Origin of the sequence: Ochrobactrum sp. AP1BH01-1 (genome assembly GCF_018066705.1) — a bacterium.
Classification (GTDB): Bacteria; Pseudomonadota; Alphaproteobacteria; order Rhizobiales; family Rhizobiaceae; genus Brucella.
Genome location: NZ_JAGPOU010000001.1, coordinates 500,343 through 525,865 on the forward strand (window position 1 = coordinate 500,343; position 25,523 = coordinate 525,865).

The following is a 25,523-nucleotide window of genomic DNA, read 5'->3' on the forward strand; positions in this document are numbered from 1 at the left end:
GAATGCCGCATCGACTGACGGGGATTCTTCTTGTCGCGCCCGCGCTGGCGATCGTACTGTTGCTGTTCATCGTGCCGCTTTTCGGCGCAATCACCGGAGCTTTCCATGTTTCCGGTGAATGGGGGACCGGCAATTTCGTCAAAGCATTCGAGCTTTATTCAAGCGACATCATCTTCACTTTTGTCATCGTCACACTGTCTTCGCTGCTGATTGCGTTGTTCTCTATTGCTATCGGTGGCTATCTGACACTCGGCTCCAACCCGCGGGCAGTTACCGTTCTGCGCTGGCTCTATCGCTGGCCGCTTTTCATCCCCTTCATCGTCGTTGGCCAGATACTCCGCACCTTTCTTGCCAAAAACGGCTTGATGAACAGCCTGCTCATCGAAACCGGAGCGATCACACCGCTACAGGCAATGAGCTTCCTGGACTGGCGCGGTATCGTCATCGCCTTCGTCTGGAAACAGACACCATTCGTCACACTGCTGTTGGCGGGTGCTATGGCATCCATTGATCGCAACACAATCGAATCTGCCCGTAATCTCGGTGCCGGACGGCTGCGCATTCTCATCGAGATCGTGCTTCCTCAAGTCCGCCAGACATTGCTCGTTGGATTGATACTGAGCTTTGTCACCATGATGTCCGTTTTGTCCGTGCCGTTGATGATCAATGCGCAATCACCGACGATGATCACGGCGAACATGGCATTCCGCATCAACGCCTACGGAGATTACGGTGTCGCAAATGCTCTGGGTACGATTTCACTGCTCATGACCAGCCTCGTCGCCTGGGTTTACCTCCGCCAGACCATGAAGGAGCACGCTGAATGAGCAACCTCTTCGACTGGAGCTGGATACCGCGCGGTATATTGCTTGGCCTGCTGGCATTGGCGATCTTCGGACCGCTCGCGAACCTGCTCCTGTGGGCTGTCGCTGAGCGCTGGTATTTCCCGCACACACTGCCGCTTCAATATGGATTCTCATTCTGGGCAAATGTGTTTTCGCCTCGCGGCAATGCGCTCTCATCGCTTGGCACAAGCGTTATCATTGCAGCCCTGACAGTGATCGTTTCACTCGGCCTTGCCATTCCCGCCGGTTATGCTCTCGCACGATTGAAACTGCCATTTCGCGGGCTGATCCTGCTGACGCTTCTGATACCGCAGGCTTTTCCCAACCTGCCCGTTTACGTCAACATTGCCCAAATGTTCTACTCATTCGGCCTGAATGGTACGATTACAGGTGTCGTTCTGGTACATGTCACGCACGGTCTGGTCTATGCGGTGTGGATCGCCACGGCGGCCTTTTCAGCAATTGATCGCGAGCTTGAAGAGGCGGCTCGCTCAATGGGCGCATCAGCGCTCAAGACATTCTTTGACATCACCCTGCCGATAGCCGCACCCGGCCTCCTCGCAAGCGCGATCTTCGTCTTTCTTGAATCGCTCGACGAGTTCACCGGCACTTATTTCGTTGGCGCTCCGGATATTTCCACCCTGCCCCTGCTGCTTTATACAGCAAGTTCCGGCGGCAATTATCAAATCGCATCGATCAGCGCATTGATATTGCTGGTGCCGTCGATTGCCTTCATGTTCGTGGTCGAGCGCTTCCTCAGGGCCGATGTCCTTTCAAAAGTAGGGCGATGAAATGCCAGATAATGATACCCAGCGAGAACAGGAAATCGCGGACAGCATGCCGCGGTTTATCAGCGCTCATGAAGTCGCTCTTGAGGCTGGCGTATCGCGCTCCGCCGTGTCCCGCACCTTTACGCCAGGCGCTAGCGTCTCGCCTGCAACACGGGAGAAAGTGCTGAAAGCTGCAGAAAAGCTGGGGTATCAGGTCAACGACCTCGCACGCGGCCTCCTCGCCAATCGCAGCCGTATCGTCGGCATGATTGCCGCAGACCCGGATAGCCCTTTTCGTTCACGCCAGATCGCGGCACTCTCCCGTCGGCTCGCAGCGCGCGGCAGCGTGCCTGTTTTGATTCCAACCGGCCAACACGGAGAGAACCTCTCTGCCGCGCATGAAACACTGCTGCGTTATCGTGCGGAAGCGACGGTGGTTCTTTCCGGCATGCCTTCCTCGTCATTTGTGGAGCTTGCCCAACGAAACGGCCAGACCCTTATTCTCGTCGGGCGAACAGAAGAGGGAGCCGACCACATCCACATCAATAATCGGCTTGCCGCCGAAACCGCTGTAGAGATCTTTGCGGCACGGGGCATGAAAAAACTGGGCCTCATAACGTCGAATGTCGGCAGCCTCAATCTCGTTGAACGCGAGGAAGCCTTCACCGCCAAAGGCAAGAGCCTCGGATTGAGCATCAGCGTACAGCGTGGCGAATTGACGGATTATGACGGAGGTTTCGGCGCGGCTTCTCTGCTTCTGGGCGAAAGAGAGCGCGTCGAAGGTATTTTCTGCGTCAACGATCTCATGGCTTTCGGCTTGATGGACTGCGCGCGCGACGTCTTCAATCTCTCCATTCCCGACGATATTTCGGTCATTGGCTTTGATAATGTTGCGGAGGCACGATGGGGCGCTTACCGGCTGACGACATTCGATCAGAATGCAGAACGGCTTTCCGCCGAAATCATCCGGTTGCTGGACGAGCGCCAGGCCGCGCCAAACGCGGCACCTCGGATGGTTATGCTCGAATTACCGCTCATTCTGCGCAACAGCGTCAGACCACTCAAGAACGACCGCGGCATTGGGAGGATGCCCCAGCAATGACTTTCCATTCCATCTGGCTGCGTCCCGCCCTCGATGATTTCCGATTTCTTGAATCCATTGTTACTGAACTGGCTGGCCGCTTTGCTTCACCCCTATTTGAACCGCACGCGACACTGATACCTGATATGAAGCGCTCAGCAGATGAACTGCTGCAGCTGGTGCTCAGTCTTGCGGCCGGTCGCAAACCTCTGGATGTTCGGATCGAAGACGTGACCGGAACCGAGGCTTATTTCCGCTCCTTCTATGCTGCATTGCAGAAAACACCTGCATTAATAGCATTGAAACAAGACACGCTGGGCATATCCGGAGAAAAAGACATCACGACTTTCCTCCCGCATGTTTCGCTTGCCTATGGCGTCGCTGATAAGGCTTTGCGTGAAACGGAAATGGCTCGCCTGAGAAGGTCACTTGCTGGCCGCAATCTGCGCTTCGACCGAATGGTGATCGTCAGTTCATCAAGCGAGACACCGATCGATCAATGGATCGTCAAACACGAAATCTATCTTGCCGGATAGAAAGGGCCCGCCAGTTGGCGGGCTTCTATCATGCATTTTTCATTGACTTAAAGCGGACGTGGATACTGTCTGTACACTTTCTCAATGTCGCTGAAAACATCATCGGATAGCTTAACCTGGTGGGCCGCAATATCCGCCTTCAACTGGTCGACGGTCGTAGCGCCAATAATGGCCGACGTCATGAACGGACGTGTCAATGTAAAGGCAATCGCCATCTGCGCAATGTCCAGACCGTGCTTCTTTGCCACATCGATATAGGCGCGAACAGCTGGCTCGGAGTGCACGTTGTTTCGCCAGAGGCCTTCTTCGGAAATGGCTGCGCGTGAACCGGCAGGCAGCTTCCCGCCCAGATATTTTCCGGTCAGCACACCGGCGGCCAGCGTCGAATAGGCCAGCAGACCAACATCTTCGCAGAGTGCCAATTCTGCCATGTCAAAATCGAACTGACGCTGCAGAAGACTGTATTCATTCTGGATCGAGGCGACGCGCGGCAGGCCATGCTGTTCTGCCAGACGAAGCCACTGCATTGTTCCCCAGGCTGTCTCATTGGAAAGACCGATGTGCCTGATCTTTCCGTCGCGAACCATATCTCCGAGTCCGAGCAGCACGTCGTGCATCTGTTCGGTTTCTGCAGCGCCGTTCGTGGTGGAAGGATCGAAGGTCCAGCTCTGGCCAAAATGATAGTGCGCTCGCATCGGCCAATGGACCTGATAAAGGTCGATATAGTCCGTCTGAAGCCGCTTCAGGCTATCTTCAACCGCTTCCCGGACACTGTTGCGGCTTGGTCTGGCGCCATCTCGAATCCACTTCTGCCTGCCGCCGCCGGCAATCTTGCTAGCCAGAACAATCTTGTCGCGTTTTCCGGTCTTCTTAAGCCAAGTTCCGATATAAGTCTCTGTCTTGCCATAGCTTTCCGGGCTCATGGGGATGGCATATCCCTCAGCCGTATCAATGAAGTTGATACCGGCATCAAGAGCAATGTCTAGCTGCTCGTGAGCGTCCGGCTCGGTATTTTGCACGCCCCAGGTCATGGTGCCGAGGCAAATTTCGGTGACAGTGAGGCCGGTACGGCCCAAAGGCTTCATTTTCACTGGATTTTCCGGATCGATTGTTCGCAACTGCGCGATATGAGAGTGGAGCCAATTGATAGCCCCGCTCCACCGACACTGACAAGCCTGTCACGAAATTTTTAGATCAAAACTATAGAAACCGTTCTGCTGAATAGGGTTTCGGATCGACGAACGGTTCCTCTCCGACGAGCATCTCAGCGAGCAGCCGCCCTGTCGCAGGTCCAAGCGTAAGGCCATGATGAGCATGGCCGAAATTGAACCATAGGCCCCTATGCTTCGGCGCGGCACCGATAACCGGCCGCATGTCCGGCATGCAAGGACGCAATCCAAGCCACGGCGTCGTTTCGACGGCGTCTCCCAGCTGCGGTACCAGCCGGCGCGCAATCTTCTCGTCTTTCCTGAGCTGAATACGATTGGCGGGCGCATCAGGTGAAGCGAACTCTATGCCTGTTGACAGCCGTACGCCTTGCACCATGGGCGCAAGGACATAGCCCGCCTCTTCGTCAACCACAGTATGGCCGAGCCGCGAGCCATCCTTCATTGTAAAATGCAGGTGGTGGCCGCGCTTGATGCCGAGCGGAATGGGATAGCCAAATTTCCTGAAGACGAGGCCTGATTGCGGACCGAGCGTCACAACCACGTCACGCGCATGCGCAATGCCGTCTTGCGTCGTTACCTGCCAGCCGTTTTCATCCGGCGCCAAGGTTGCGGCATCGCCACGAACGAAGACACCACCGTTTCTGATAAACAAATCGGCATAGGCTTTGACCAGACCTCCCGGGTTAACGACGGTCTTCGGATCGAGCCAGTGAATGCCGCCAGCCACATCGCCAAGCGACGCCTCGCGATGGCGCAAAGCCGCTGCATCCAGAATGTCATAGGATAGTTTGAAGCGCTGCAGATCGGGCAAACGGCGCACTGCTGCGTCAAATGCCGAAGATGACCGGAAGACTTCGATCCACCCCTGCGACCGGATCAGTTTCTCACTGCCGGACTGGGCCACCAAGGTATCATGCTCGCGAACGCTCGCCTCAATCAAAGGAAGCATGGCGTTCGTCGCGACCTTCAGCCGCTCTGGCGACGATTCCCGCCAATACTGAAACAGCCAGCGCGCCATCTTCGGTAAGTAAAATGGGTTGTAGCGAACGTCCGAGCGGCGGTTCATGCCATAGCGGACGAGTGTCCAGAAACCTTGCGGGAAGGAATAGGGTATGACGCTTGAACGCTCGATCAGGCCGGCATTGCCGAAACTGGTGCCATTGCCGGGTTCGCTTTTGTCGATCAGGCAAACCGAACGACCGCGCGCCTGCAGGTGCAATGCCGTGGACACACCGACAATACCCGCACCCAGAACGATGACATCTTGTTGCTGAATCGGCATTTTTGGCATCCACAAAAATAAAGAATAAACGCGCCGTTTCAGGCGGCGCGTTGTTGCTTACAGCAAAGAGCTGTGTCTTTTACAAGCAATCAGTAGATGTCGAAGTCGAAATATTTCTTCATGATCGCGGCATAAGTCCCATCGTCGCGAATTTTCTTGATCGCCGCATTGAACTGTTCCCGCAGATCGTCATCGCCCTGACGCAGCGCAATGCCGGTATCGGTCCGCGTACCGGGAATATCGCCGATAAGCTTGCAACAATCCGCGCCGTCGCCCTTGATCCAATCAGTGATCGGGAATTTGTCTGAAACGACAGCATCGAGACGCCCGTTTTTCAGGTCGGCATTGGCTTCATCTGCAGTGGGGTATAGCTTAACATCAGCGCCTGCCTTGCCGTAGACGTCCTCCGCATAATTCCCCTGCGTCGTCGATCCCTGGGCGCCAACCGATTTTCCCTTGAAAGCCTCGGCATCCAGAGATGTGATCGTGCTGTCTTTCGGCACGATGACAGAAAGCGGAGTGGAATAATACTTGTCGGTGAACGCGACTTCCTTTTTACGCTCTTCCGTAATGCTCATCGACGAAATGACTGCGTCGAATTTGTTCGATTTGAGCCCTGGAATCATTCCATCCCAGTCGTTAGCAACAATCGTGCACTTGGCATCCATGGCCTTGCACAGAGCATTGGCTATGTCGATATCGAGGCCCTGCAGCGAACCATCAGCGGCCACAAAATTAAAAGGCGGATACGCACCTTCGTTTGCGATCCGGATTTCCTTCCATTCCTTGGCCTGCACTGGCAGAGCAGCGATGACAGAAGCAACGCCTGCAAATAGGATGGCTTTCAGCATGGTCGTTCCCTTTATTTCTTTGTTATATTTATATTATTGGAGCCTTATCAATTTGGGACAATGCTCCGCCTCTCGTGTGTTTTGAGACTGAAGCACCGGACGCTCCTGACATCAAGAGAGCGCCCGATGAAATTTTGGCATCAATAGATGTCGAAATCGAAATACTTTTTGCGGATCGTTTCGTAGGTGCCGTCGTCACGGATCTTTTTGATAGCCGCGTTGAACTGCTCGCGCAGATCGTCATCCCCTTGGCGAAGGGCAACCGCGATCTTCGTTTCGGAACCCGGAATATCGCCGAGGAACTTGCAGCAGTTGGCGCCCTGCTTTTTCAGCCAGTCGGCAGCGAGGAACTTGTCTGCGGCAATGGCGTCCAGACGCCCGCTTTCAAGATCGGCATTGGCTTCATCGGCAGTCGGATAGAGCTTCACGTCCGCACCCGCCTTGCTGTAGACGTCATCCGCGTAGTTGCCCTGCGTGGTTCCAGCCTGCGCGCCAACTGTCTTCCCATCGAAAGCTGATGGATCAAGCGAGGTGATATCGGAGTCCTTCGGCACGACAACCGCAAGCGGGGTCGTATAATAGCGTTCCGTGAAGGCCACCTGCTTTTCGCGCTCTTCGGTGATGGCCATCGAAGCAATGACTGCATCGAACTTGCTGGCCTGCAATCCGGGGATCATGCCATCCCAGTCATTGGCGACGATCGTGCATTTCGCTTCCATCGCTTCGCAAAGCGCATTCGCTATATCGAGATCGAAACCTTCAAGCTTGCCGTCTGGAGACATATAGTTGAACGGAGGATATGCGCCTTCGCTGGCGATACGGATTTCCGTCCATTCCTTCGCCTGAACGGGCAAAGCGAGAAAGACTGAGGCCAGACCGGCCAGCACAACTGATTTCAACATGACTTTCCTACTTCTTCAAAGCGCATCCCGAACGTACTCAATTCGGGCGCACAAAGGGACACAATCACGCGGACGAACATATTCCATCCGCCAGTTTGAATCGGGCTTGCGCCTAAACGCGATCCTATTCAATTGCGACTTTGGTAGGGCAGAGACCGTCGCCACCAAAAACGCAAACGGGCCTGCTGCGCACAAGCGCAACAGGCCCAATTCATGCGGCAGGAGCTATCAGGCAACCATGCGTGCGCAATGGTCTTCCTGTGCATAGGCCTTGCCAAAGCGGTTCGCGAGAAACGCTTCGAGCGTGATGTCTTCCTGGCGGATGAAGCCCTGCTGCGGAAGATTGCCCTTGGCGAGCATGTCGAGCACGGCGCAGATTGCCGAGGCCGTCGTAATCTGGATGCCCGAGCGAATGATCTTGCCAACAGGAGCGGCGTAGACCTTGTTTGCGTAGGTTTCCTGAACCAGACGGCCGTTCTTGGTGCCGGAAACAGTTACGAAAATAACTACCACGTCCTGAAGAGTGGTTGGCAGGGCATTTTCAAAGATGTCCTTGAGCACTTCACGGCGATGACGCAAGCCGAGATCGTTGAGAAGCGCCTTCATCAGCGCCACGTGGCCAGGATAGCGAATGGTGCGGTAGTTGAGCGTGCGCACCTTGCCTTCCAGCGTTTCGCAGAGCGTGCCGAGGCCGCCTGAAGTGTTGAAAGCTTCGTAGGTGACACCATCAAGCGAGAACTCCTCGCGCTCTTCAAGAGCGGGCACTTCGGTCAGTTCGCCGTTCACGATAGCTTCGCACGGCTCGATATATTCATTGATGACGCCGTCGGTGCTCCAGGTCAGGTTGTAGTTCAGAGCATTCGAGGGATACTGCGGCAGTGCACCAACGCGCATACGAACGCTGTCAAGCTTGTCGAAACGCTTCGCAAGGTCATAGGCAACGATGGAGATGAAGCCGGGAGCAAGGCCGCACTGTGGAATGAAGGCGGTCTTGGCTTCCTTGGCCAGTTCCTTGACACGACGCGTGCTCGCCACGTCTTCAGTCAGGTCGAGATAGTGAACGCCTGCCTTGGCCGCAGCTTCTGCAATGCGGGTCGTCAGATGGAACGGAGCAGCGCTCAATACGGCGAACTTGCCGGTCAGAGCAGCTTCGAGAGCCTTCGCATCTTCAATATCGAGTGCCTGTGTCTTGACTTCTGCACCCGATTCCAGTGCATCAAGCTGCGCCCGAGAGCGGTCGACAACGGTAACGGCATACTCGCCTGTGGAAGCGAGAAGATCGGCAATGGTTGCACCGATTTTGCCTGCACCGACAACAACGATCTCTTTCATGTAAATTTCCCCTTGGAATGCAATTCGGATATGCAAGAATCGCATAGTTCCATGCAAAAAGAAGCATACAAACCGACGATATGACGTTGTTTGTTTGCACATATTGACGTATCTAATATGCATTATGACGACAGAAGCCGATCTGACCCTCATCGCACTCCTCCGCGAAAATGCCCGTGCCTCGACAGCCGACCTCGCAAGACGCCTCGGAGTGTCTCGCACCACCGTGCAAAGCCGTATCGAGAAGCTCGAAAAGCGAGGGGTTATTGAGGGTTATACGGTGCGAATCGCTCCGGAATTCGAGCGTGATCTGGTGCGCGCCCACGTATTAGTGACTGCCCTGCCCAAGCTCGCGCCAAAAGTCGAAACAGCATTGCGCGGCATGATGGCTGTCCGCTCGCTTCATTCTGTCAGCGGACATTTCGATATGATCGTTGTAGTGGAAGCTCCGTCCATACAGGAGCTCGACGCAGTTCTGGATCGCATAGGCGCGCTGGAAGGGGTCGAGCGCACAATGTCGTCCATCATCCTCTCGACGCGAATTGATCGCTAACGCACGGGGAATAGTACCGCCCCAGAGGAATATCGTGGCAGCCTCAAATGGAGACTGCTCCGCCCGTGCGCTTTCTACGGAGTGTTATCGCCGCAAGTCCCAGAAGCACGGTTCCAGCAATAAACAGAAAGGCTGCAGCAGCGATAGCCGGACTTATATTTTCACGAATTGTCGAAAACATCTGGCGCGCCAGGGTGCGCTGATTTGGACCGGCCACGAACAGCGTCAGCACAACTTCATCCAATGACGTGGCAAATGCCAGCACCGCACCGGAAGCGATACCCGGCATGGCGAGTGGAAGCGTGATTCTTCGAAACACGGTCAAGGGGGATGCGCCAAGGCTCTCGGCCGCCAATTCGACACGCCGGTCGATACCAGCCAGAGCGCCCGTAACGCTCACGAGAACGAAAGGGATCGAAATCACGGTGTGAGCAACAATCACGCCGAGATAGGAATTCGCGATACCGAGCCGGACAAACAGCAACTGCATGCCGACGCCCAGAACAACGGCAGGCACGACCATAGGCAAGAGGAACAGCGTTTTAATGGGGCCGGAAAAAAACAAAATCCTGCTGCGCAAACCAAGCGCAGCCATCGTACCCAGCACGGTTGCCAATATCATTGTCCCTGAACCAATGATGAGGCTGTTGACAATTGCGCGCCGCCAAACCTCAGCTGTCGCGAGCTCCTCGAACCAGCGCGCGGACCAGCCAGGCACTGGATAGGTGAGAAACACGCTTGAGGTAAAAGCCAGCGGAAGGATTGCAAACAGAGGTGCGATCAGAAAGGTCACAGCAGCTACACCGAATATGATTCTCGCGAAGCGCCCCATCTTCATGCCCTCCGGGGATTGTCGGCGGTGAGCCGCCCGTAGACCGCGTATAGTATCAGACAGGCCACGAGCAGCACGAGCCCGAGTGCACCAGCCATGCCCCAGTTGGCCGAACCGGTGGCGTAATAGGCGATGATCGAGCTTATCATCTGATCGCTCGGTCCACCGATTAGCGCCGGAGTGATGTAGTAGCCAATTGCGCTCATGAACACGAGCAACATGCCCGAAACGATACCGCGCATGCTCAATGGCAGCAGCACCCGCAGGAAAGCTCTCCACGGTGGCGCGCCAAGAGATGCGGCAGCGGGCATGAGATTGCCCGGGATCGATACGAGCACACTATAAATTGGAAGCACCATGAACGGTAAAAGCACATGCGTCATGGCGATCACCACACCTGCCCTGTTGAAAATCAGAGGAAAAGGCGTATCGGTAATGCCGAACCAGATCAGCGTATCGTTGATGAGTCCCTTATCCTGCAGAAGTATGAACCAGGCAGCGGTTCGTACCAGTAGCGATGTCCAGAGCGGCAGCAAAACTGCAGCAAACAGCACGCTTTTGATCCAGCCCGTAGATGATGCCAGCAGGACGGCATAGGGGTAACCAATCGCTGCACAGGCGAGCGTCACCAGCGCAGCGATCCAGAAGGTACGCAGCATAATCGCCCGATTGGCCGAGGTACCAGGTGCCATTGAGACAATATCACCGGATGCGTCACGTTCCATATCCACCGCTGCGAGCAAGTTGCGATCAGTTGTCGGGGAAAGCGCATTGGCAATCGCCCGCCAGAACTCCGGCCGGCTCCAGCGCTTGTCGATCATTTCGAGATCTGGAACAGGGGCGTCCTTTTCGATGGCTGAAAGCGTTTTGCTCATCAACGTGCGAAAGCCGGATTGAGCGCTGTTCAGGCGACGAACCATATCCCCGACTGCCTGTTGATCTGTCGAGGATTTCAGGTCCGCTACAAGGGCCTGTTTCATATCCGGTGATGGTTCCGATTGCCCATCCCACCGACTTACAGCCTCGGCTGTCTGAGGAAGGACACGCAATACCGCCGTATCGGATACGGCTTGCTTCATCATCACCCCAAGCGGCCACAGGAAAAACAGGGCTATAAAGACAACCAGAGGCGCGATCAGAAATATCGCACGAACAGTTTTGCCGGATAAAATCGTCATGCGGCGATAGTCCAGCAATCAGCCGCATTGAAACCGGCGACAACCTCGGTGCCGGGGATCCATTCGCGCGCCTTTCTGTCGAGGCGCACTATAAAATCATGAGCACTACCATCAAGCTGAATACGAAGATGATCCCCTTGATAGACGCTATCAATCACGCGCGTTCGCAGCAGATTATCAGAACCGCTCTCGAGGCCGAGCTCAATACGCTCGGGGCGGATGGACAGGAGGACTTTCTGCCCGATCGCCAACGCTCCCTTTGATGATGCTGTTAGCGTGCCGCCGTCGTTCAGACGAATAAAGGCGGAGGCGCCTTCCACCCGCTCAATCGTTCCTTCGGCTAGATTGGTTTCACCTATGAATTCGGCGACGAAACGTGTCTGCGGCTCATCATAGATCGCACGCGGTGTGCCAATCTGTTCGATTTTTCCTTTGTTGAAGACCGCGATCCGGTCGGACATGGTCAGCGCTTCACTTTGATCATGAGTGACGAAGACAATCGTCAATCCCAATCGGCTGTGCAGCGCGCGGATATCGAGTTGCATCTGTTCGCGCAATTGCTTGTCGAGCGCACCGAGCGGTTCGTCCATCAAGACCACACTTGGTTCAAAAACAAGTGCACGAGCAAGGGCAACTCGCTGTTGTTGCCCGCCGGATAGTTGCGAGGGCTTGCGTTCGCGCATTGTGGAAAGCTGCACCATGTCGAGCACCTTATCCACCAACGTGCCGGTCTCTCCCTTGTCAATACCACGCATCTGCAACGGAAAGGCGACGTTTTCGCCGACTGTCATATGCGGAAACAACGCGTAGTTCTGAAAAACAACGCCCATATTACGCTTATACGATGGAACCGCATTGATGGCCTTTCCATCGACATAAATCGTCCCGCTGCTCGGGTTTTCAAACCCCGCAAGCATCATCAGAAGCGTAGTCTTGCCTGAACCGGAAGGGCCAAGCAGGCTCACGAATTCGCCCTTGCCAATATCGAGGTTCAAACCGTCTATAACTTTGAAATCACCGTATGATTTACTGATATTCTCGAAGCGAATGCGGCAGTCCGTCAATGAATTACTCCATCTTCCGGAAAACAGGGAAACCCCGCCAGCGTCGCGCGGACGGGGTCATAATTGCGAATTATTGCGCAAGCCAGGCGTTGAAGCGCTTCGTCAGCTCTTCGGAATTGTCGATCCAGAAATCGACATTGAGCGGAAGAGCGTCTTTCAGGTTGGCTTCCGCTGTCGGAAGATCGGATGCGAACTCCGCAGGCACTTTACTTGCCGCTTCTTTGTTCGGCAGACCGTAAGCCACATATTTCGGCAATTTCACCTGATTGTCAGGCTGGCTGGTAAAAGCAATGAAATCCAGCCCCGCATCCTTGTTTTCCGCATCTTTCAGGATCACCCAGCTATCGACAGCATAAATGCTGCCCGGCCAGACCACCTTGAAGTTCTTGCCTTCGCTCCTGTTTATGCCCGTGATGCGCCCGTTATAGGCCGACGCCATCACCACTTCATCCGAGGCCAGCAATTGCAGCGGCTGTGCCCCTGCTTCCCACCAGACGATATTTGGCTTCAGTTCATCGAGCTTTTTGAATGCGCGATCCACACCCTCCGGTGTCGAGAGAACATCGTAAACTTCGTCCTTGCTCACTCCATCAGCGAGAAGTGCGAATTCAAGTGTATATTTGGCGCCTTTGCGCAAGGAACGCTTGCCCGGAAACTTTTTCACATCCCAGAAATCGGCCCAAGATTGCGGACCATCTTTCAGCTTGTCCGCATTATAGGCGATTGCGGTCGACCACACGATCGCACCGACACCGCAATCATTGACTGCGCTGTCGAGAAACTTGTCCTTGCCGCCCAGCTTGTCCCAATCAATCTTTTCATAAAGACCGTCCGCACAACCAAGGGCGAGTTCTTCCGCCTCTACCTGCACGACATCCCAATTGGGCTTTCCTGCTTTCACCTTAGCCTGAACGACACCATACCCGCCGTCCCATGACTCATCCAGCAATGGCTTGCCTGTCTTCTCGGAGAATGGCTTGAAGTAAATTTCGCGCTGTGCATCCTGATAGTTGCCGCCCCAGGAAACGACTGTCAGATCGCGAGCGGCAGCAGACCCGGTATAGAGTGCGGTTGCGAGAAGTGTGCCCATAAGGGCAAGGCGAGCAATTTTCATCGACATGTTCCCCATTTTGGTTCGCCGGGTTGTTCCCGACGTTGTTGTAATGGGGGTATGCTAGCTTGATCGTTAGTCGCGAGCAATATTGTAGTCGCTCGACAATGAAAAAGTAGCGCGCTTTTCAGGAGAGGACAAATCCGAGCGAAAAAACGTCGGATTTGTCACTCATGCGCGCTCAAACGCGTTCAAGCGCAATGGCAATCCCCTGCCCGACACCTATGCACATTGTTGCGAGAGCAAATTTGCCGCCATTGAGAGATAGCTCAAGCGCTGCCGTGCCGGCGATACGCGCGCCGGACATGCCGAGCGGATGTCCAAGAGCAATCGCACCGCCGTTCGGGTTGACACGCTGGTCATCGTCGGTAATTCCGAGATCGCGCAAGACTGCCAGCCCCTGAGACGCAAATGCCTCGTTCAGTTCGATCACATCGAACGCATCAGTCGCGATGTCGGTACGTGCACAAAGCTTTCGTGTCGCCGGAGCTGGACCAATACCCATGATGCGAGGAGGAACACCCGCCGTAGCGCCGCCGACAATGCGGGCAATCGGCGTGAGGCCATATTTTTTGATGGCCGCCTCTGACGCGATGATGAGCGCTGCCGCGCCATCGTTGACACCTGAAGCGTTGCCCGCCGTCACAGTGCCGCCCTCGCGGAACGGTGTACCCAGCTTTGCCAAGGCTTCCAGGCTCGTGGCGCGCGGGTGTTCGTCTCGGTCAACAATGACGGGTTCGCCCTTGCGTTGTGGGATCGTGACCGGCACTATTTCCTTTGCAAGACGGCCATTCTCCTGCGCAGCTGCCGCCTTTTTCTGACTGCGAAGTGCAAATACGTCCTGATCCTGCCGCGAGACGTTAAAATCTTCAGCGACGTTCTCACCTGTCTCTGGCATGGAATCCACGCCGTACTGCTTTTTCATCAGGGGATTGATGAACCGCCACCCGATGGTCGTATCGAAGATTTCCGCCTTGCGTGAAAATGCGCTATCGGCCTTCGGCATGACGAAGGGAGCACGGCTCATACTTTCCACGCCTCCAGCGATGAGTAGCTCTGCCTCGCCCGACTTGATCGCGCGTGCAGCCGTTATGACTGCGTCCATCCCGGAGCCACAGAGACGGTTGATTGTGGTTCCCGACATTCCCACTGGCAGACCTGCCAGAAGCAGCGACATGCGCGCCACATTGCGATTGTCTTCCCCGGCCTGATTAGCCGAACCGAAGATGACGTCATCGACAGCTTCCCAGTCGACCGAACGGTTACGCTCCATAAGCGCTTTCAGTGGAATGGCCCCAAGGTCGTCGGCGCGAATTGATGACAACGCGCCTCCATACCGACCGATTGGCGTGCGGATATAATCGCAGATATAGGCTTCACTCATGACATTGCCTCACAGTTGGGGGACGACAAGATCGGCAACCGGGCCGTCAATATGAAGCTTCGCACCGGTCATGGCCTGAAGGTCTTCCAGCGTCATGGCCGCCAATTTTTCCCGCAGCACAAAACGCCCCCTGTCGATATCGATCACAGCATGGCTGGTATAGATGCGGGTAATACATGCGACCCCGGTCAGAGGAAAAGTGCACTTTTCGACCAGTTTCGGCTCGCCTTTCTTCGTCACATGCTCGGTAATGACGACGACCTGCTTCGCGCCATGCACAAGATCCATCGCGCCGCCGACGGCTGGCACCCCCTTGGCTCCGACTCGCCAGTTGGCGAGATCGCCATTCTGGGCAACCTGGTAGGCCCCAAGGATTGCCACGTCGAGATGTCCGCCACGTACCATCGCGAAGCTGTCGGCGTGATGAAAGAATGCCGCGCCGGGCTTGAGCGTGACGGCCTTCTTGCCAGCGTTGATCAAATCCCAATCTTCCTGGCCCTCCGGCGGCGCTTCACCGAAATCCAGAATGCCGTTCTCGGTATGGAAGACTGCCTCGCGGCCCTCCGGTTGATAGCGGGCCACCATCTCCGGAAAGCCAATACCGAGATTTACATATGCACCATCCTGAATATCCTGCGCGGCACGCCAAGCGATCTGGGCATTGGACAGTTTGATGTCATCGTGAACATCGATCATCATGCGTAGGTTACTCCCGCGCGAATAAGTTCTTCTTCCTGCTGCGGATTTGCAACTTCAACGACGCCGTCAACGAAGATGCCCGGCGTGATGACATTTTCCGGCTCAATACCGCCGAGCGGAACAATTTTCGACACCTGCACAATCGTTTTCGCCGCAGCCATGCACATGAGCGGATTGAAATTGCGCGCAGCCATGCGATAGGTCAGGTTGCCGTGCGTATCGCCAAGATGGGCCTTGATGAGCGCGAAATCGGCCTTCAACCAGCGCTCCTGCACATAGGGCCGCCCCTCAAATTCAGCTATGACTTTGCCTTCGGCGAGTTCCGTTCCGTAAGCCGTCGGGGTGTAGAATGCTGGGATACCTGCGCCACCTGCGCGAATGCGCTCGGCAAGTGTACCCTGCGGTACGAGTTCCAGTTCAATGTCGCCGGCAATATACTTGTCCGTGAAGGCGCGCGGATCGGAAGAGCGAGGGAACGAGCAGATCATCTTCCGAACCATCCCGGCGTCGATCATGGCCGCAATACCAATGCGACCGTTGCCAGCATTGTTGTTGATTACCGTCAGATTCTTCGAACCTTTGTCGATCAAGGCGTGAATCAATTCGATTGGCGCACCGGAGCCGCCAAATCCCCCGATCATGACGCTCGCGCCATCACCTATCCCGGCGACTGCATCCGCCAGACTTCCGTTTGTCTTGTCCATTTCGCCTCCTTACCGGAGCGCGCAAGTCATACCGAGCGTTTCCGGTCTTAAACGCGTTGGAGTTAGCCATCGCATCGGCTACGGGTCAAACATTTTGTGCGATATTTGACATTTGTTCATATATCGCACAAAATATCTGCCATATGAGGAGATTTCATGCGCGACACAGATTTCGTCGGGGGCTTTGCCAAAGGATTGAGAGTTATAGAAGCGTTCGGCGAGGACCAGACACGCCTTTCCATTGCGGACGTTTCAAAGGCTACCGGTCTCGACCGCGCGACGGCACGACGGTGTCTGCTCACGCTCGCTGAGCTGGGCTATGCTGAATATGATGGCAAGTTTTTCACGCTTCTGCCCAGAATTCTCCGGCTCGGATACGCCTATCTCTCTTCAACGCCGTTGCCGACAATCATCCAGCCGCATCTGGACCGATTGTCCGACACAGTCGGCGAAAGTGCTTCAGCATCCGTTCTGGATGGGACGGAAATTGTATACATCGCGCGCGCTTCCCAGATGCGGGTGATGTCCATCAACCTGATGGCTGGGAGCAGGCTCCCAGCCTACTGCGCTTCGATGGGGCGCGTGCTTCTGGCCGGGCTTCATGAGCCCGACGTACTCGCGATTCTTGAACGCACCGAAAGGAAAGCGCTGACGCCCTTTACGAAAGTTGAAATAGCTGCATTGATGGCGGAACTCTCCCGCGTTCGCAGTCAAGGTTACGCAATCAACGATCAGGAGTTGGAGTTGGGACTTCGCTCCATCGCAGTCCCCGTCTTCAATTTCAAAGGCGCGGTAGTGGCAGCACTCAATATCGGGGCGCCGGCGGCTCACGTCGAAACAAGTGGCCTGGTCGAACGCTTCCTCCCGGCGATGCTGCAGGTTCAATCGGATTTGCGCAGTTTGCTGAGATGAACTCCAGAGGATGAAAAATCCAATTAAACCTTACGACGGGGCGTCATAGGTGGCCAGACGCTCTCGCTCCCTCAAGCGAAACGCACGCGGTGTTTCGCCCGTCAATTTCAGGAAAAAACGTGAAAAATAGGCCGGGTCTGAAAATCCGAGGCTATAAGCGATATGCTGCACAGAGGATGGCATGGCTATCAAATCGCGCTTGGCCGTCTCCAACAGTCTATTTGCAACCAAATCTTGTGTCGTCCCTCCTGTCAGTTGCTTGACAGTCCGGTTGAGATGCGTCGGCGAGACACCCAGCAATTTTGCATAAAATGAAACGGGCCTGTGTTCTCGATAATAGCGGTCGATCAGCTCCAGCAACCGTTCGATACGAGCCCGCCCGTACACAGGGTTTTCTTGCGGCTTTGCCGGATTTGAAGAATATGCGTGCCTTAGGATATAAACGAACGCAACTTGAACAAGAGATTCCAGCAGACTGTTTTTATAAAGTTTTCTCGCCTGGAACTCGTCATGCACTTGCCCCAGAAGAGAGGAGAGCAACACAAGATTCTCTTCGTCTGCGCCTTTCATCGATATGAGTTGTGGCTGCATTAGCCAGTCGGCCATCACTCCGCCAGTACCCCCTCCGACGAACGGTATATGAGGGCTCAAAATCGTCAGGATATGGCCTCTTATATCTCTTGAAAATGCAAACCCGTGATTGAAACCGGGCGGCACCAAGATCGCACATGGTGTTTGAAACGGGCGGACTGCTCCATCAAAATTCGTCTGCCCCGCCCCGCTTTCGATATACAAGAGCTGAAAGAAACTTTCGTGCCGATGCAGCGAAATCTCGAAATTGTGCAGACTCGATCGTGAGAAAAGCGTTTCGCAGTGCAGCCAGAAATCCGGCTTCTGCTCGTTGTCTTCTCCATAAAGCTCATACGTTGGAACAAAATTGTCCGACATCTGCCCTCCAATTATGTTCGATTTGTACAATAAATTGCCGGAATTATCCATTGCCAGCCAGACCGTTCCCTCAAGAATGAAAGAAGACTGCATTGGGAGGAATGTATGCGCACTCAGGTCGCAATCATCGGATCGGGTCCTTCGGGTCTGCTCCTTGGACAGCTTCTTACGAAAGCCGGAATAGACAATATCGTGCTGGACCGCGTCAGCGCGGATTATATTCTGGGCCGGGTGCGCGCCGGTGTGTTGGAAGAAGGCACTGTCAATCTGATGGACGAGGCGGGAGCATCAGCGCGCCTGCATGTCGAAGGACTGCCGCATGATGGCTTCTCGCTCGCTTCTGACGGACGCGATCATCGCGTCGATTTGTATCGGCTGACTGGCAAGCGTGTCACTGTCTATGGACAGACCGAGATGACGCACGACCTCATGGAGGTACGGCAGAATTCAAACGCCGCCAGCATTTACGAAGCGGGCAACGTAATACCGCATGACTTCGATACGGCATCACCATATGTCACCTTCGAGAAAGATGGCAAAACCCATCGTATCGATTGCGATTTCATCGCCGGATGTGACGGATATCACGGCATTAGCCGCAAATCCGTTCCTGAAAAAGCAGTCGACATTTTTGAAAAGGTCTATCCTTTCGGCTGGCTCGGAATATTGGCCGATATTCCGCCCGTTGCGCACGAACTGATCTATGCGAACCACAAAAGGGGCTTTGCACTTTGCTCCATGCGGTCCCTCACGCGCAGCCGTTATTATATTCAGTGCTCGCTTGACGAAACAATCGAAGACTGGAGCGACCAGCGTTTCTACGATGAATTGCGCAGACGTCTTCCGGCACATCACGCCGAAACCATGGTAATCGGACCATCTTTCGAGAAATCCATCGCCCCGCTGCGCTCCTTCGTGGCCGAACCGATGCGCTTCGGGCGGCTATTCCTTGTTGGCGATGCCGCCCATATTGTCCCCCCGACAGGTGCAAAAGGACTGAATCTCGCCGCCAGCGATGTGCACTATCTTTACGAGGGGCTGAGAGAGTTCTACCTCGACAGGTCGGAAGCCGGTATTAACGCCTATTCCGGCAATGCGCTCGCCCGTGTCTGGAAAGCCGAGCGCTTTTCATGGTCGATGACAAAACTGTTGCACCGGTTCCCGGATATGGATCCGTTCGATCAAAAGGTGCAGGAAGCGGAACTGAATTACTTCTGCACTTCTGAGGCTGCTTCGACCGCACTTGCCGAGAACTATGTCGGATTGCCGTTCTGAAAGCCCATCAGCCTTTGCCCAACCCCCGGCGATAAGTTCCGATCGGAGCTCGTCGCAGCTGGCGCGGTCGGCTACCTGACTGAGTGGCCGACCGCGTTGGATTCTAAGGCTTCAAGCCAGCAGCTTCACGCAATGTCTGGATCAGGATCTGCATCGCGGCGCTCTGCACCATATCGGTTCGCATTGTGAGCCCTACCGGTCCTGTTGTCTCGCTTGTATCGATGGGCAATGCAACGAGCTTCCCATCCGAGACATCTCTGGCTGCAACGCCCTCTGAAATAATCCACACCGCATCGCTGTCACGAACAAAAGCACGCCCGAAGGCATCGGAAACCGTTTCTATCTGGACCGGGAGGGCTCCGATGCCATTTGTAATCAGTAACCGGTCCACGAAAGGACGTATGATCGAATTGCGTGTCGGCATCAAAACAGGATAGTCCGCCAGCTTTTCAAAGACCGCATGTCCGGCGGCCAATGGATGGCCCACCCTCACCAGAAACCGGACTTGCTCTGAATAAAGATGTTCGAAAGAAAATCCGGTCATCTTTTCAGGTGCGGCAAGCCGCCCGACGACCAGATCAAGATCGCCGACCCGCAACTGCTCTAGAAGAACAGCATTTTCGCCGGTCACGATTTTCACCCGGCTGGATGTTCTCTCCGCAAGAAAAAGGCTCATTGCCTTCGGCATAATCCGGGTTGAAACTGTCGGCAATGCGCCAATGCGAATAGGCACCCCTGATCCATCCAGCTCTTGTGATACGGAATCCAGTCCTTGCCGCAAAGCTGTCAAGGCTGTCCCGGCGTGACGGAGGAACACTTCACCGAACCGCGTTATCCTTATGCCGCGGCCGTCGCGCTCCACTACCGGAACGCCCAGAATTTCCTCCAGCTCCCGCATGGTCTTGGTCACAGCCGGCTGACTGATGCTTAAGACTTCGGACGCCTTGACCACACTTTTCTGTCGCGCGACCTCAACAAACGTATGCAAATGGCGAAATTTAATCCGGCTCCCAATCACTGATCTATAACCCTGTAGTTATATTTTTGGCTGAGAATATCATTTTACTTAACCAGTTGAAAGCAGGACAGTGCGGGCGGAGAGGAGAAAGCCGTGCAATTCGCATCCGTAAACGACGTCGTCATTCATTACGACTTTCAACGGGCAGCAGACGAAAAGCCCGTTCTGGTTTTCATTAATTCGCTAGGAACTGATTTCCGCATATGGGATGATGTCCGCGAGCGCCTGCGCAACGACGCATCAATTCTCGTCTATGACAAGCGTGGTCACGGTCTTTCAGACATCGGAAACACTCCTTACACGATCGAACTGCTTGCCGCCGATCTCACCGCACTGCTGGATAAGCTTTCGATAAGGCGGGCGATCATTTGCGGCCTTTCCATCGGAGGTTTGATTGCGCAAGCTGTTTTTGCGGCGCGACCCGATCTGGTGGCAGGTCTTGTTCTGTCCAATACCGCCCACAAGATAGGCACTCCAGATATGTGGGGTGCACGTATCGCCGCTATTCAGCAAGACGGCCTCGCAAGCATTCTCGACACTACGATGTCGCGCTGGTTTACGCCAGCCTATCGCCGCCCCGACAATTTTGCCTATCGCGCCTATTGCAATATGTTCGTCCGGCAACCGCTCAACGGGTATGCGGCCACCTGCGTCGCGCTAAGCGCTGCCGATCTTACCGAAGCGGCCAAGAGCATCACCGTACCTACCCTGTGCGTCGCCGGCGATCAGGACGGTTCCACGTCGCCTGCGATTGTGCGCGAACTGGCAGATTTCATTCCTGAGGCGGATTACGCGGAGATTTCCGCCTGCGGCCATATCCCCTGCGTTGAACAGCCCGACGCCTATGTCTCGCTATTGCGCAATTTTCTTTCAAACAGATTTGAGCATGGAGAATAACCATGGCTGACAATGCCGTGCGGTCGGAACGTTACAAGATCGGCATGAATGTGCGCCGTTCGGTTCTGGGCGATACGCATGTCGATCGCGCCTCAAACAGCGCGACCGACCTTGATGCGCCGTTTCAGGAGCTTATAACAGAAGCCGCATGGGGAACTGTCTGGTCGCGCCCGGGCTGGACCAAACGGGAGCGTTCGATCGTCACGATTGCGCTTCTGGCCGCACTCGGGCAAGACGACGAAGTTGCCATGCATATACGCGCTACAAAAAATACGGGCGCGACCAAAGAGGACATCTGCGAAGCATTGATGCATGTTGCTATCTATGCGGGAGTTCCGGCATCGAACCACGCTTTCAAGATCGCCAAGCAGACTTATGCGCAGATGGATGCGGGGGAAGCCGAAAAATGAAAAACAGTCTGCCGGAGACAACACCATTCTTTGCGCGCGATCTGTCGATGCATCCACCGGCTTATACGCCATGGTACAAGACCTCTGTGCTCCGTTCGCCTACCCGCGCGCTGCTTTCGCTTGAAGGCACCAAAAGTGAAATCACCGGCCCCGTGTTCGGGCACAATATGCTGCATGAACTGGATAACGATCTCATCCTGAATTATGCGCGCCCCGGTGAGATGCCGATAGGTCCACGCATCCTTGTGCATGGGCGCGTCCTCGACGAATGCAACCGGCCCGTTCCGGGCGCATTGCTGGAGTTCTGGCAGGCCAATGCCGGCGGACGTTACCGCCACAAGAAAGAAACCTATCTGGCAGCCATCGACCCCAATTTCGGCGGTGTCGGTCGCACGATCACCGACGACAACGGCTATTACTGGTTCAAGACCATCAAGCCGGGTCCTTATCCCTGGCCAAATGGCGTGAACGACTGGCGTCCGGCTCACATCCATTTTTCGGTATTCGGCCATGGCTTTGCGCAACGTCTCATTACGCAGATGTATTTTGAGGGCGATCCGTTGATCTGGATCTGTCCGATCGTCAAAACCATCCCGGACAAATCTGCTGTCGAACGGCTGGTCGCGCCACTGGACATGAACGCCAATCTGCCGATGGATATGCTCGCTTACAAGTTCGACATCGTGTTGCGCGGACGCCGTTCAACTCTCTTCGAAAATCGCCAGGAGGGTAACTGATATGGTGCAATCTCTCGGTTATCTGAAAGAAACCGCTTCGCAGACCGCCGGTCCATATGTCCATATTGGATTGACCCCGAACTTTGTCGGGATCAACGGTGTCTTCGAGCAGGATCTTGGGTCCGGACCACTTTATGGTGAGGAGACCCCGGGAGAACGCATCACCATTAGAGGTCATGTCATTGACGGAATGGGGGCGCCATTGCGGGATGCACTTGTCGAAATATGGCAAGCTGATGCGCGTGGCCTCTATAACAGCCCTTCTGAAACCGGTGGCAAGGCCGCGCCTGGCTTTCGCGGATGGGGTCGTTGTCCAAGCCATATGGACACGGGCGAATTTACTTTCGAGACGATCAAGCCCGGGCGCGTTCCTTTCCGGGATGGTCGCCTCATGGCGCCGCACGTCACCTTGTGGATCGTGGCTCGTGGCATTAATCTCGGTTTGCAGACAAGGATGTATTTTTCCGACGAGGCCGATGCCAATGCAGAGGACCCCATCCTGGCTCGCATTGAACATCGCAGCCGGGTGGAAACCCTCATCGGTCGGCGCGAGGGCAGCATCTATCATTTCGATATTTATCTACAGGGCGAGAAAGAAACCGTCTTTTTCGATATTTGACGCATGAGTATCTCGGTTTTCGAACATCCATTTCTGACGCAGCTCTTCGGCGATGACGAAGAGATATTGAGCCTGTTTACGGCAGCAGCCGATATTGCCCAAATGTTGCGTTACGAAGCGGCTTTGGCTGAGGCGCAAGCCGATCTTGGCCTGATACCAACCCAGGCAGGACTTGCGATCGCGCAAACGATAGAAACGTTTGAGCCCAACATCTCCGGTCTGGCAAAGGCCACAGCGCGTGATGGTGTGGTTATTCCCTCGCTCGTAAAAGAGCTAAAACTGGCTGTGGGCAAAGATTACGAAGAGTATGTTCATTTCGGTGCGACGAGCCAGGATGTCATCGATACAAGTCTTGTTTTGCGGTTGAAGCGCATAAGCACAATTCTCTATGGACGAATCCAACAACTGGTACAGCGTTACGAGTGGCTTGATGTGACGTTCGGAAAGAACGCGCTGACCGGCTATACGCGTATGCAGGCAGCTCTTCCCATAACTGTATCGGACCGCATCTCGAGCTGGAAGAACCCCCTCTCCTCTTACGGCACGAAGTTGAACGCTATCTCCTTTCCCGTGCAGTTCGGAGGCGCCGCCGGAACGCTTGAAAAATTCGGCGATCAAGCACCAGCCTTGCGTGCACTGCTAGCCGAAAAGCTCGAGCTGCACGATAGTCCACAATGGCACAGCCAACGCGCATTCATCATCGAGTTCGGCAATCTGCTTTCGCTTCTCACAGGCACTCTGGGAAAATTCGGACAGGATATCGCGCTCATGGCTGAGATGGGTGAGGAACTCTCCTTGACCGGCGGGGGCGGCTCATCGGCGATGCCGCACAAGCAAAATCCGGTGGGGGCAGAGATACTGGTCAGTCTTGCTCGCTTCAACGCTGCCCAAATGGGTGGCCTGCATCAGGCAATGGTGCACGAGCAAGAACGCTCCGGCGCCGCTTGGATGGTGGAATGGATGATCGTGCCGCAGATCGTTGCCTCAACCGGCAGCGCTCTTAACATAGCATCAGCTCTCATTGATAAGGTGGTCCGGATCGGAAAAGAACAGCCATCAAACATATAACCATCCGAGTATCGGTTATAGGCAATTTTTCATTTTACATGACCATTCAGATAGGCATGCTGAAATCAGGACATTCCGCGTTGCGAGGAAACGGTCACGCGCAGGAATGGGGGCGATAGGGAGGAGAACATGAAGACAATCGCATTAACCGCGCTCGCGGTCTTTTCACTTGCAGCGTCAACAGCTTGTGCCGATGTGGTGAAGGTCGGCGTCATCGGTCCATTTTCAGGTCCATTTGCCCTTCAGGGCAAAAACTTCAAGGCTGGTATCGACGCCTACATGGCTGAGCATGGTAACAAGATCGGCGATGACACTGTCGAGATCGTTTATCGCGACGTGCCGCAGGCAGACCCGGCGCAGTCCAAGGCGCTTGCGCAGGAACTCGTTGTCAAGGAAGGTGTACAGTATCTGGCAGGCTTCTATTTTACACCCGACGCCATGGCGGTTACGCCAATCCTCAAGCAGGGCAATGTGCCGATGGTGGTTATGAATGCCGCTACGTCTTCCATCGTAACCAAGAGCCCCTATGTGGTGCGCACCTCGTTCACAACCTGGCAGACCTCGACCCCGATTGCAAAAGTCGCACTGGACAAGGGCGTCAAAAAGGTCATCTCGGTCGTGAGTGACTACGGGCCGGGCGTGGATGCTGAGAATGCTTTCAAAGCGGCTTTCACAGAAGCTGGCGGCGAAGTGGTCGAGGCCATTCGCATGCCGCTCGCTACGAACGATTTCAGCCCGATCATGCAACGCATCAGGGATTCCGGCGCTCAAGGCGTGTTCGCATTCCTGCCGTCAGGACCGACCACGCTCGGCTTCATGAAATCCTATGTCGATAACGGATTGAAAGGCTCGGGCATCCAGCTTTTTGCACCGGGTGACCTGACACAAGAATCCGATCTTCCCGCACTCGGAGAAAATGCTCTCGGCGTTCTGACGACTTTCCACTACGCGGTCTCGCATGACTCGCCCGAGAACAAGAAGTTTGTCGAGGAAGCCCGAAAAACTATTGGCAATCCTGTGGAATTGTCTTTCCCGTCAGTCGGCGCTTATGACGGCATGCATGTCATCTACAAGATGATTGAAGCGACCGGCGGTGAAAAAGACGCTGAAAAGGCAGTAGAGGCTGTGAAAGGCATGGAATGGATCAGCCCCCGCGGTCCGGTATCCATCGATCCCGAAAGCCGCCACATGACTCAGAACATCTATCTGCGCGAAGTAGCCAAGGCTGATGACGGAACCTACTATAACAAGGAAATCCAGACTTTCGAGAAGCAGGGTGACCCTGGGTTGAAAGCTCAATAAGCCAGCAGTCGCGCACTGCCGCTCATGGCCTGGAGAAGCATAAA

The 25,523-nt window shown here is 55.0% G+C and carries 27 protein-coding genes; 13 read left to right on the forward strand and 14 right to left on the reverse strand.

Features of this window, described 5'->3' with window-relative positions; all coding sequences use genetic code 11:
* Window positions 1-2: 2 nt before the first annotated feature.
* The 4 genes from J9800_RS02265 to J9800_RS02280 are packed head-to-tail and all read left to right on the forward strand — an operon-like array spanning window position 3 to window position 3,232.
* Window positions 3-827 carry an ABC transporter permease gene (locus J9800_RS02265; protein WP_114214880.1) on the forward strand — a complete coding sequence of 275 codons (825 nt, stop codon included), beginning with the start codon at window positions 3-5 and terminating at the stop codon, window positions 825-827.
* Window positions 824-1,636, forward strand: a complete 813-nt coding sequence (locus tag J9800_RS02270) for an ABC transporter permease (RefSeq protein ID WP_114214879.1) — start codon at window positions 824-826, stop codon at window positions 1,634-1,636. The genes J9800_RS02265 and J9800_RS02270 overlap by 4 nt, the downstream gene beginning before the upstream one ends.
* Before the next feature lies 1 nt (window position 1,637).
* Complete coding sequence (locus J9800_RS02275) at window positions 1,638-2,717, forward strand: LacI family DNA-binding transcriptional regulator (RefSeq protein WP_114214878.1); 1,080 nt, start codon at window positions 1,638-1,640, stop codon at window positions 2,715-2,717.
* Entirely contained in the window at window positions 2,714-3,232 is a 519-nt protein-coding gene (locus J9800_RS02280; protein ID WP_114214877.1) for a 2'-5' RNA ligase family protein, read from the forward strand. The genes J9800_RS02275 and J9800_RS02280 overlap by 4 nt, the downstream gene beginning before the upstream one ends.
* Before the next feature lie 47 nt (window positions 3,233-3,279).
* Here J9800_RS02280 and J9800_RS02285 read toward each other — a convergent pair whose 3' ends face one another.
* The 5 genes from J9800_RS02285 to J9800_RS02305 form a co-directional block, all read right to left on the reverse strand.
* Complete coding sequence (locus tag J9800_RS02285; protein ID WP_210845654.1) at window positions 3,280-4,317, reverse strand: aldo/keto reductase; 1,038 nt, start codon at window positions 4,315-4,317, stop codon at window positions 3,280-3,282.
* Between the two features lie 115 nt (window positions 4,318-4,432).
* The gene (locus tag J9800_RS02290) at window positions 4,433-5,683 is read right to left on the reverse strand and encodes an NAD(P)/FAD-dependent oxidoreductase (RefSeq protein ID WP_114215058.1); all 1,251 of its coding nucleotides are present in this window, start codon (window positions 5,681-5,683) and stop codon (window positions 4,433-4,435) included.
* An 89-nt stretch (window positions 5,684-5,772) separates the two neighbouring features.
* Window positions 5,773-6,534, reverse strand: a complete 762-nt coding sequence (locus J9800_RS02295; RefSeq protein WP_114214875.1) for an ABC transporter substrate-binding protein — start codon at window positions 6,532-6,534, stop codon at window positions 5,773-5,775.
* A gap of 140 nt (window positions 6,535-6,674) precedes the next feature.
* Entirely contained in the window at window positions 6,675-7,436 is a 762-nt protein-coding gene (locus J9800_RS02300) for an ABC transporter substrate-binding protein (protein WP_114214874.1), read from the reverse strand.
* A gap of 228 nt (window positions 7,437-7,664) precedes the next feature.
* Window positions 7,665-8,768 carry a saccharopine dehydrogenase family protein gene (locus J9800_RS02305; RefSeq protein ID WP_114214873.1) on the reverse strand — a complete coding sequence of 368 codons (1,104 nt, stop codon included), beginning with the start codon at window positions 8,766-8,768 and terminating at the stop codon, window positions 7,665-7,667.
* Between the two features lie 124 nt (window positions 8,769-8,892).
* On the opposite strand from J9800_RS02305, the gene J9800_RS02310 reads away from it, so the two are divergent.
* Window positions 8,893-9,321 carry an Lrp/AsnC family transcriptional regulator gene (locus J9800_RS02310; RefSeq protein ID WP_061347140.1) on the forward strand — a complete coding sequence of 143 codons (429 nt, stop codon included), beginning with the start codon at window positions 8,893-8,895 and terminating at the stop codon, window positions 9,319-9,321.
* A 43-nt stretch (window positions 9,322-9,364) separates the two neighbouring features.
* Here the strand turns inward: J9800_RS02310 and J9800_RS02315 are convergent, their stop codons facing one another.
* The 7 genes from J9800_RS02315 to J9800_RS02345 form a co-directional block, all read right to left on the reverse strand.
* On the reverse strand, window positions 9,365-10,153 hold the full coding sequence (locus J9800_RS02315; RefSeq protein ID WP_114214872.1) for an ABC transporter permease: 789 nt from the start codon (window positions 10,151-10,153) through the stop codon (window positions 9,365-9,367).
* A gap of 2 nt (window positions 10,154-10,155) precedes the next feature.
* A complete protein-coding gene (locus tag J9800_RS02320) occupies window positions 10,156-11,331 on the reverse strand; it encodes an ABC transporter permease (RefSeq protein ID WP_114214871.1) in 1,176 nt (391 codons plus the stop codon).
* The gene (locus J9800_RS02325) at window positions 11,328-12,395 is read right to left on the reverse strand and encodes an ABC transporter ATP-binding protein (RefSeq protein ID WP_114214870.1); all 1,068 of its coding nucleotides are present in this window, start codon (window positions 12,393-12,395) and stop codon (window positions 11,328-11,330) included. Before J9800_RS02325 ends, J9800_RS02320 begins: the two co-directional genes overlap by 4 nt.
* Before the next feature lie 70 nt (window positions 12,396-12,465).
* Window positions 12,466-13,509 (reverse strand): ABC transporter substrate-binding protein, encoded by a 1,044-nt coding sequence (locus J9800_RS02330; protein WP_112587544.1) that lies wholly within the window; start codon window positions 13,507-13,509, stop codon window positions 12,466-12,468.
* Between the two features lie 178 nt (window positions 13,510-13,687).
* The gene (gene pcaF, locus J9800_RS02335; RefSeq protein ID WP_114214869.1) at window positions 13,688-14,890 is read right to left on the reverse strand and encodes a 3-oxoadipyl-CoA thiolase; all 1,203 of its coding nucleotides are present in this window, start codon (window positions 14,888-14,890) and stop codon (window positions 13,688-13,690) included.
* A 9-nt stretch (window positions 14,891-14,899) separates the two neighbouring features.
* On the reverse strand, window positions 14,900-15,589 hold the full coding sequence (locus tag J9800_RS02340) for a CoA transferase subunit B (RefSeq protein ID WP_114214868.1): 690 nt from the start codon (window positions 15,587-15,589) through the stop codon (window positions 14,900-14,902).
* Window positions 15,586-16,293: a 3-oxoacid CoA-transferase subunit A gene (locus J9800_RS02345; protein ID WP_112587538.1), complete on the reverse strand. Its 708-nt coding sequence runs from the start codon at window positions 16,291-16,293 to the stop codon at window positions 15,586-15,588. Before J9800_RS02345 ends, J9800_RS02340 begins: the two co-directional genes overlap by 4 nt.
* Window positions 16,294-16,449: 156 nt before the next feature.
* Here J9800_RS02345 and J9800_RS02350 point away from each other — a divergent pair, with 156 nt between their 5' ends.
* Complete coding sequence (locus J9800_RS02350; protein ID WP_210845417.1) at window positions 16,450-17,205, forward strand: IclR family transcriptional regulator; 756 nt, start codon at window positions 16,450-16,452, stop codon at window positions 17,203-17,205.
* A gap of 30 nt (window positions 17,206-17,235) precedes the next feature.
* On the opposite strand, the gene J9800_RS02355 is transcribed toward J9800_RS02350, so the two are convergent.
* Window positions 17,236-18,153 carry a helix-turn-helix domain-containing protein gene (locus tag J9800_RS02355; RefSeq protein WP_114215057.1) on the reverse strand — a complete coding sequence of 306 codons (918 nt, stop codon included), beginning with the start codon at window positions 18,151-18,153 and terminating at the stop codon, window positions 17,236-17,238.
* 105 nt (window positions 18,154-18,258) lie between these two features.
* Here J9800_RS02355 and pobA point away from each other — a divergent pair, with 105 nt between their 5' ends.
* Complete coding sequence (gene pobA, locus J9800_RS02360) at window positions 18,259-19,428, forward strand: 4-hydroxybenzoate 3-monooxygenase (protein ID WP_114214866.1); 1,170 nt, start codon at window positions 18,259-18,261, stop codon at window positions 19,426-19,428.
* A 103-nt stretch (window positions 19,429-19,531) separates the two neighbouring features.
* Here the strand turns inward: pobA and pcaQ are convergent, their stop codons facing one another.
* Window positions 19,532-20,446, reverse strand: a complete 915-nt coding sequence (pcaQ, locus tag J9800_RS02365; protein ID WP_114214865.1) for a pca operon transcription factor PcaQ — start codon at window positions 20,444-20,446, stop codon at window positions 19,532-19,534.
* A 93-nt stretch (window positions 20,447-20,539) separates the two neighbouring features.
* Between pcaQ and pcaD the strand changes: the two genes are divergently transcribed.
* The 6 genes from pcaD to J9800_RS02395 all read left to right on the forward strand — a co-directional run bounded on the left by pcaD (window position 20,540) and on the right by J9800_RS02395 (window position 25,479).
* Entirely contained in the window at window positions 20,540-21,343 is an 804-nt protein-coding gene (gene pcaD / locus J9800_RS02370; RefSeq protein ID WP_114214864.1) for a 3-oxoadipate enol-lactonase, read from the forward strand.
* A 2-nt stretch (window positions 21,344-21,345) separates the two neighbouring features.
* A complete protein-coding gene (pcaC, locus tag J9800_RS02375; RefSeq protein ID WP_114214863.1) occupies window positions 21,346-21,753 on the forward strand; it encodes a 4-carboxymuconolactone decarboxylase in 408 nt (135 codons plus the stop codon).
* Window positions 21,750-22,490, forward strand: coding sequence for a protocatechuate 3,4-dioxygenase subunit beta (gene pcaH / locus J9800_RS02380; protein WP_114214862.1), 741 nt, complete (start codon window positions 21,750-21,752; stop codon window positions 22,488-22,490). The genes pcaC and pcaH overlap by 4 nt, the downstream gene beginning before the upstream one ends.
* A 1-nt stretch (window position 22,491) precedes the next feature.
* Window positions 22,492-23,109 (forward strand): protocatechuate 3,4-dioxygenase subunit alpha, encoded by a 618-nt coding sequence (gene pcaG, locus J9800_RS02385; protein WP_210845419.1) that lies wholly within the window; start codon window positions 22,492-22,494, stop codon window positions 23,107-23,109.
* Between the two features lie 3 nt (window positions 23,110-23,112).
* On the forward strand, window positions 23,113-24,177 hold the full coding sequence (locus J9800_RS02390; RefSeq protein ID WP_114214860.1) for a 3-carboxy-cis,cis-muconate cycloisomerase: 1,065 nt from the start codon (window positions 23,113-23,115) through the stop codon (window positions 24,175-24,177).
* A 129-nt stretch (window positions 24,178-24,306) separates the two neighbouring features.
* On the forward strand, window positions 24,307-25,479 hold the full coding sequence (locus J9800_RS02395) for an ABC transporter substrate-binding protein (RefSeq protein WP_210845421.1): 1,173 nt from the start codon (window positions 24,307-24,309) through the stop codon (window positions 25,477-25,479).
* Window positions 25,480-25,523: the final 44 nt, after the last annotated feature.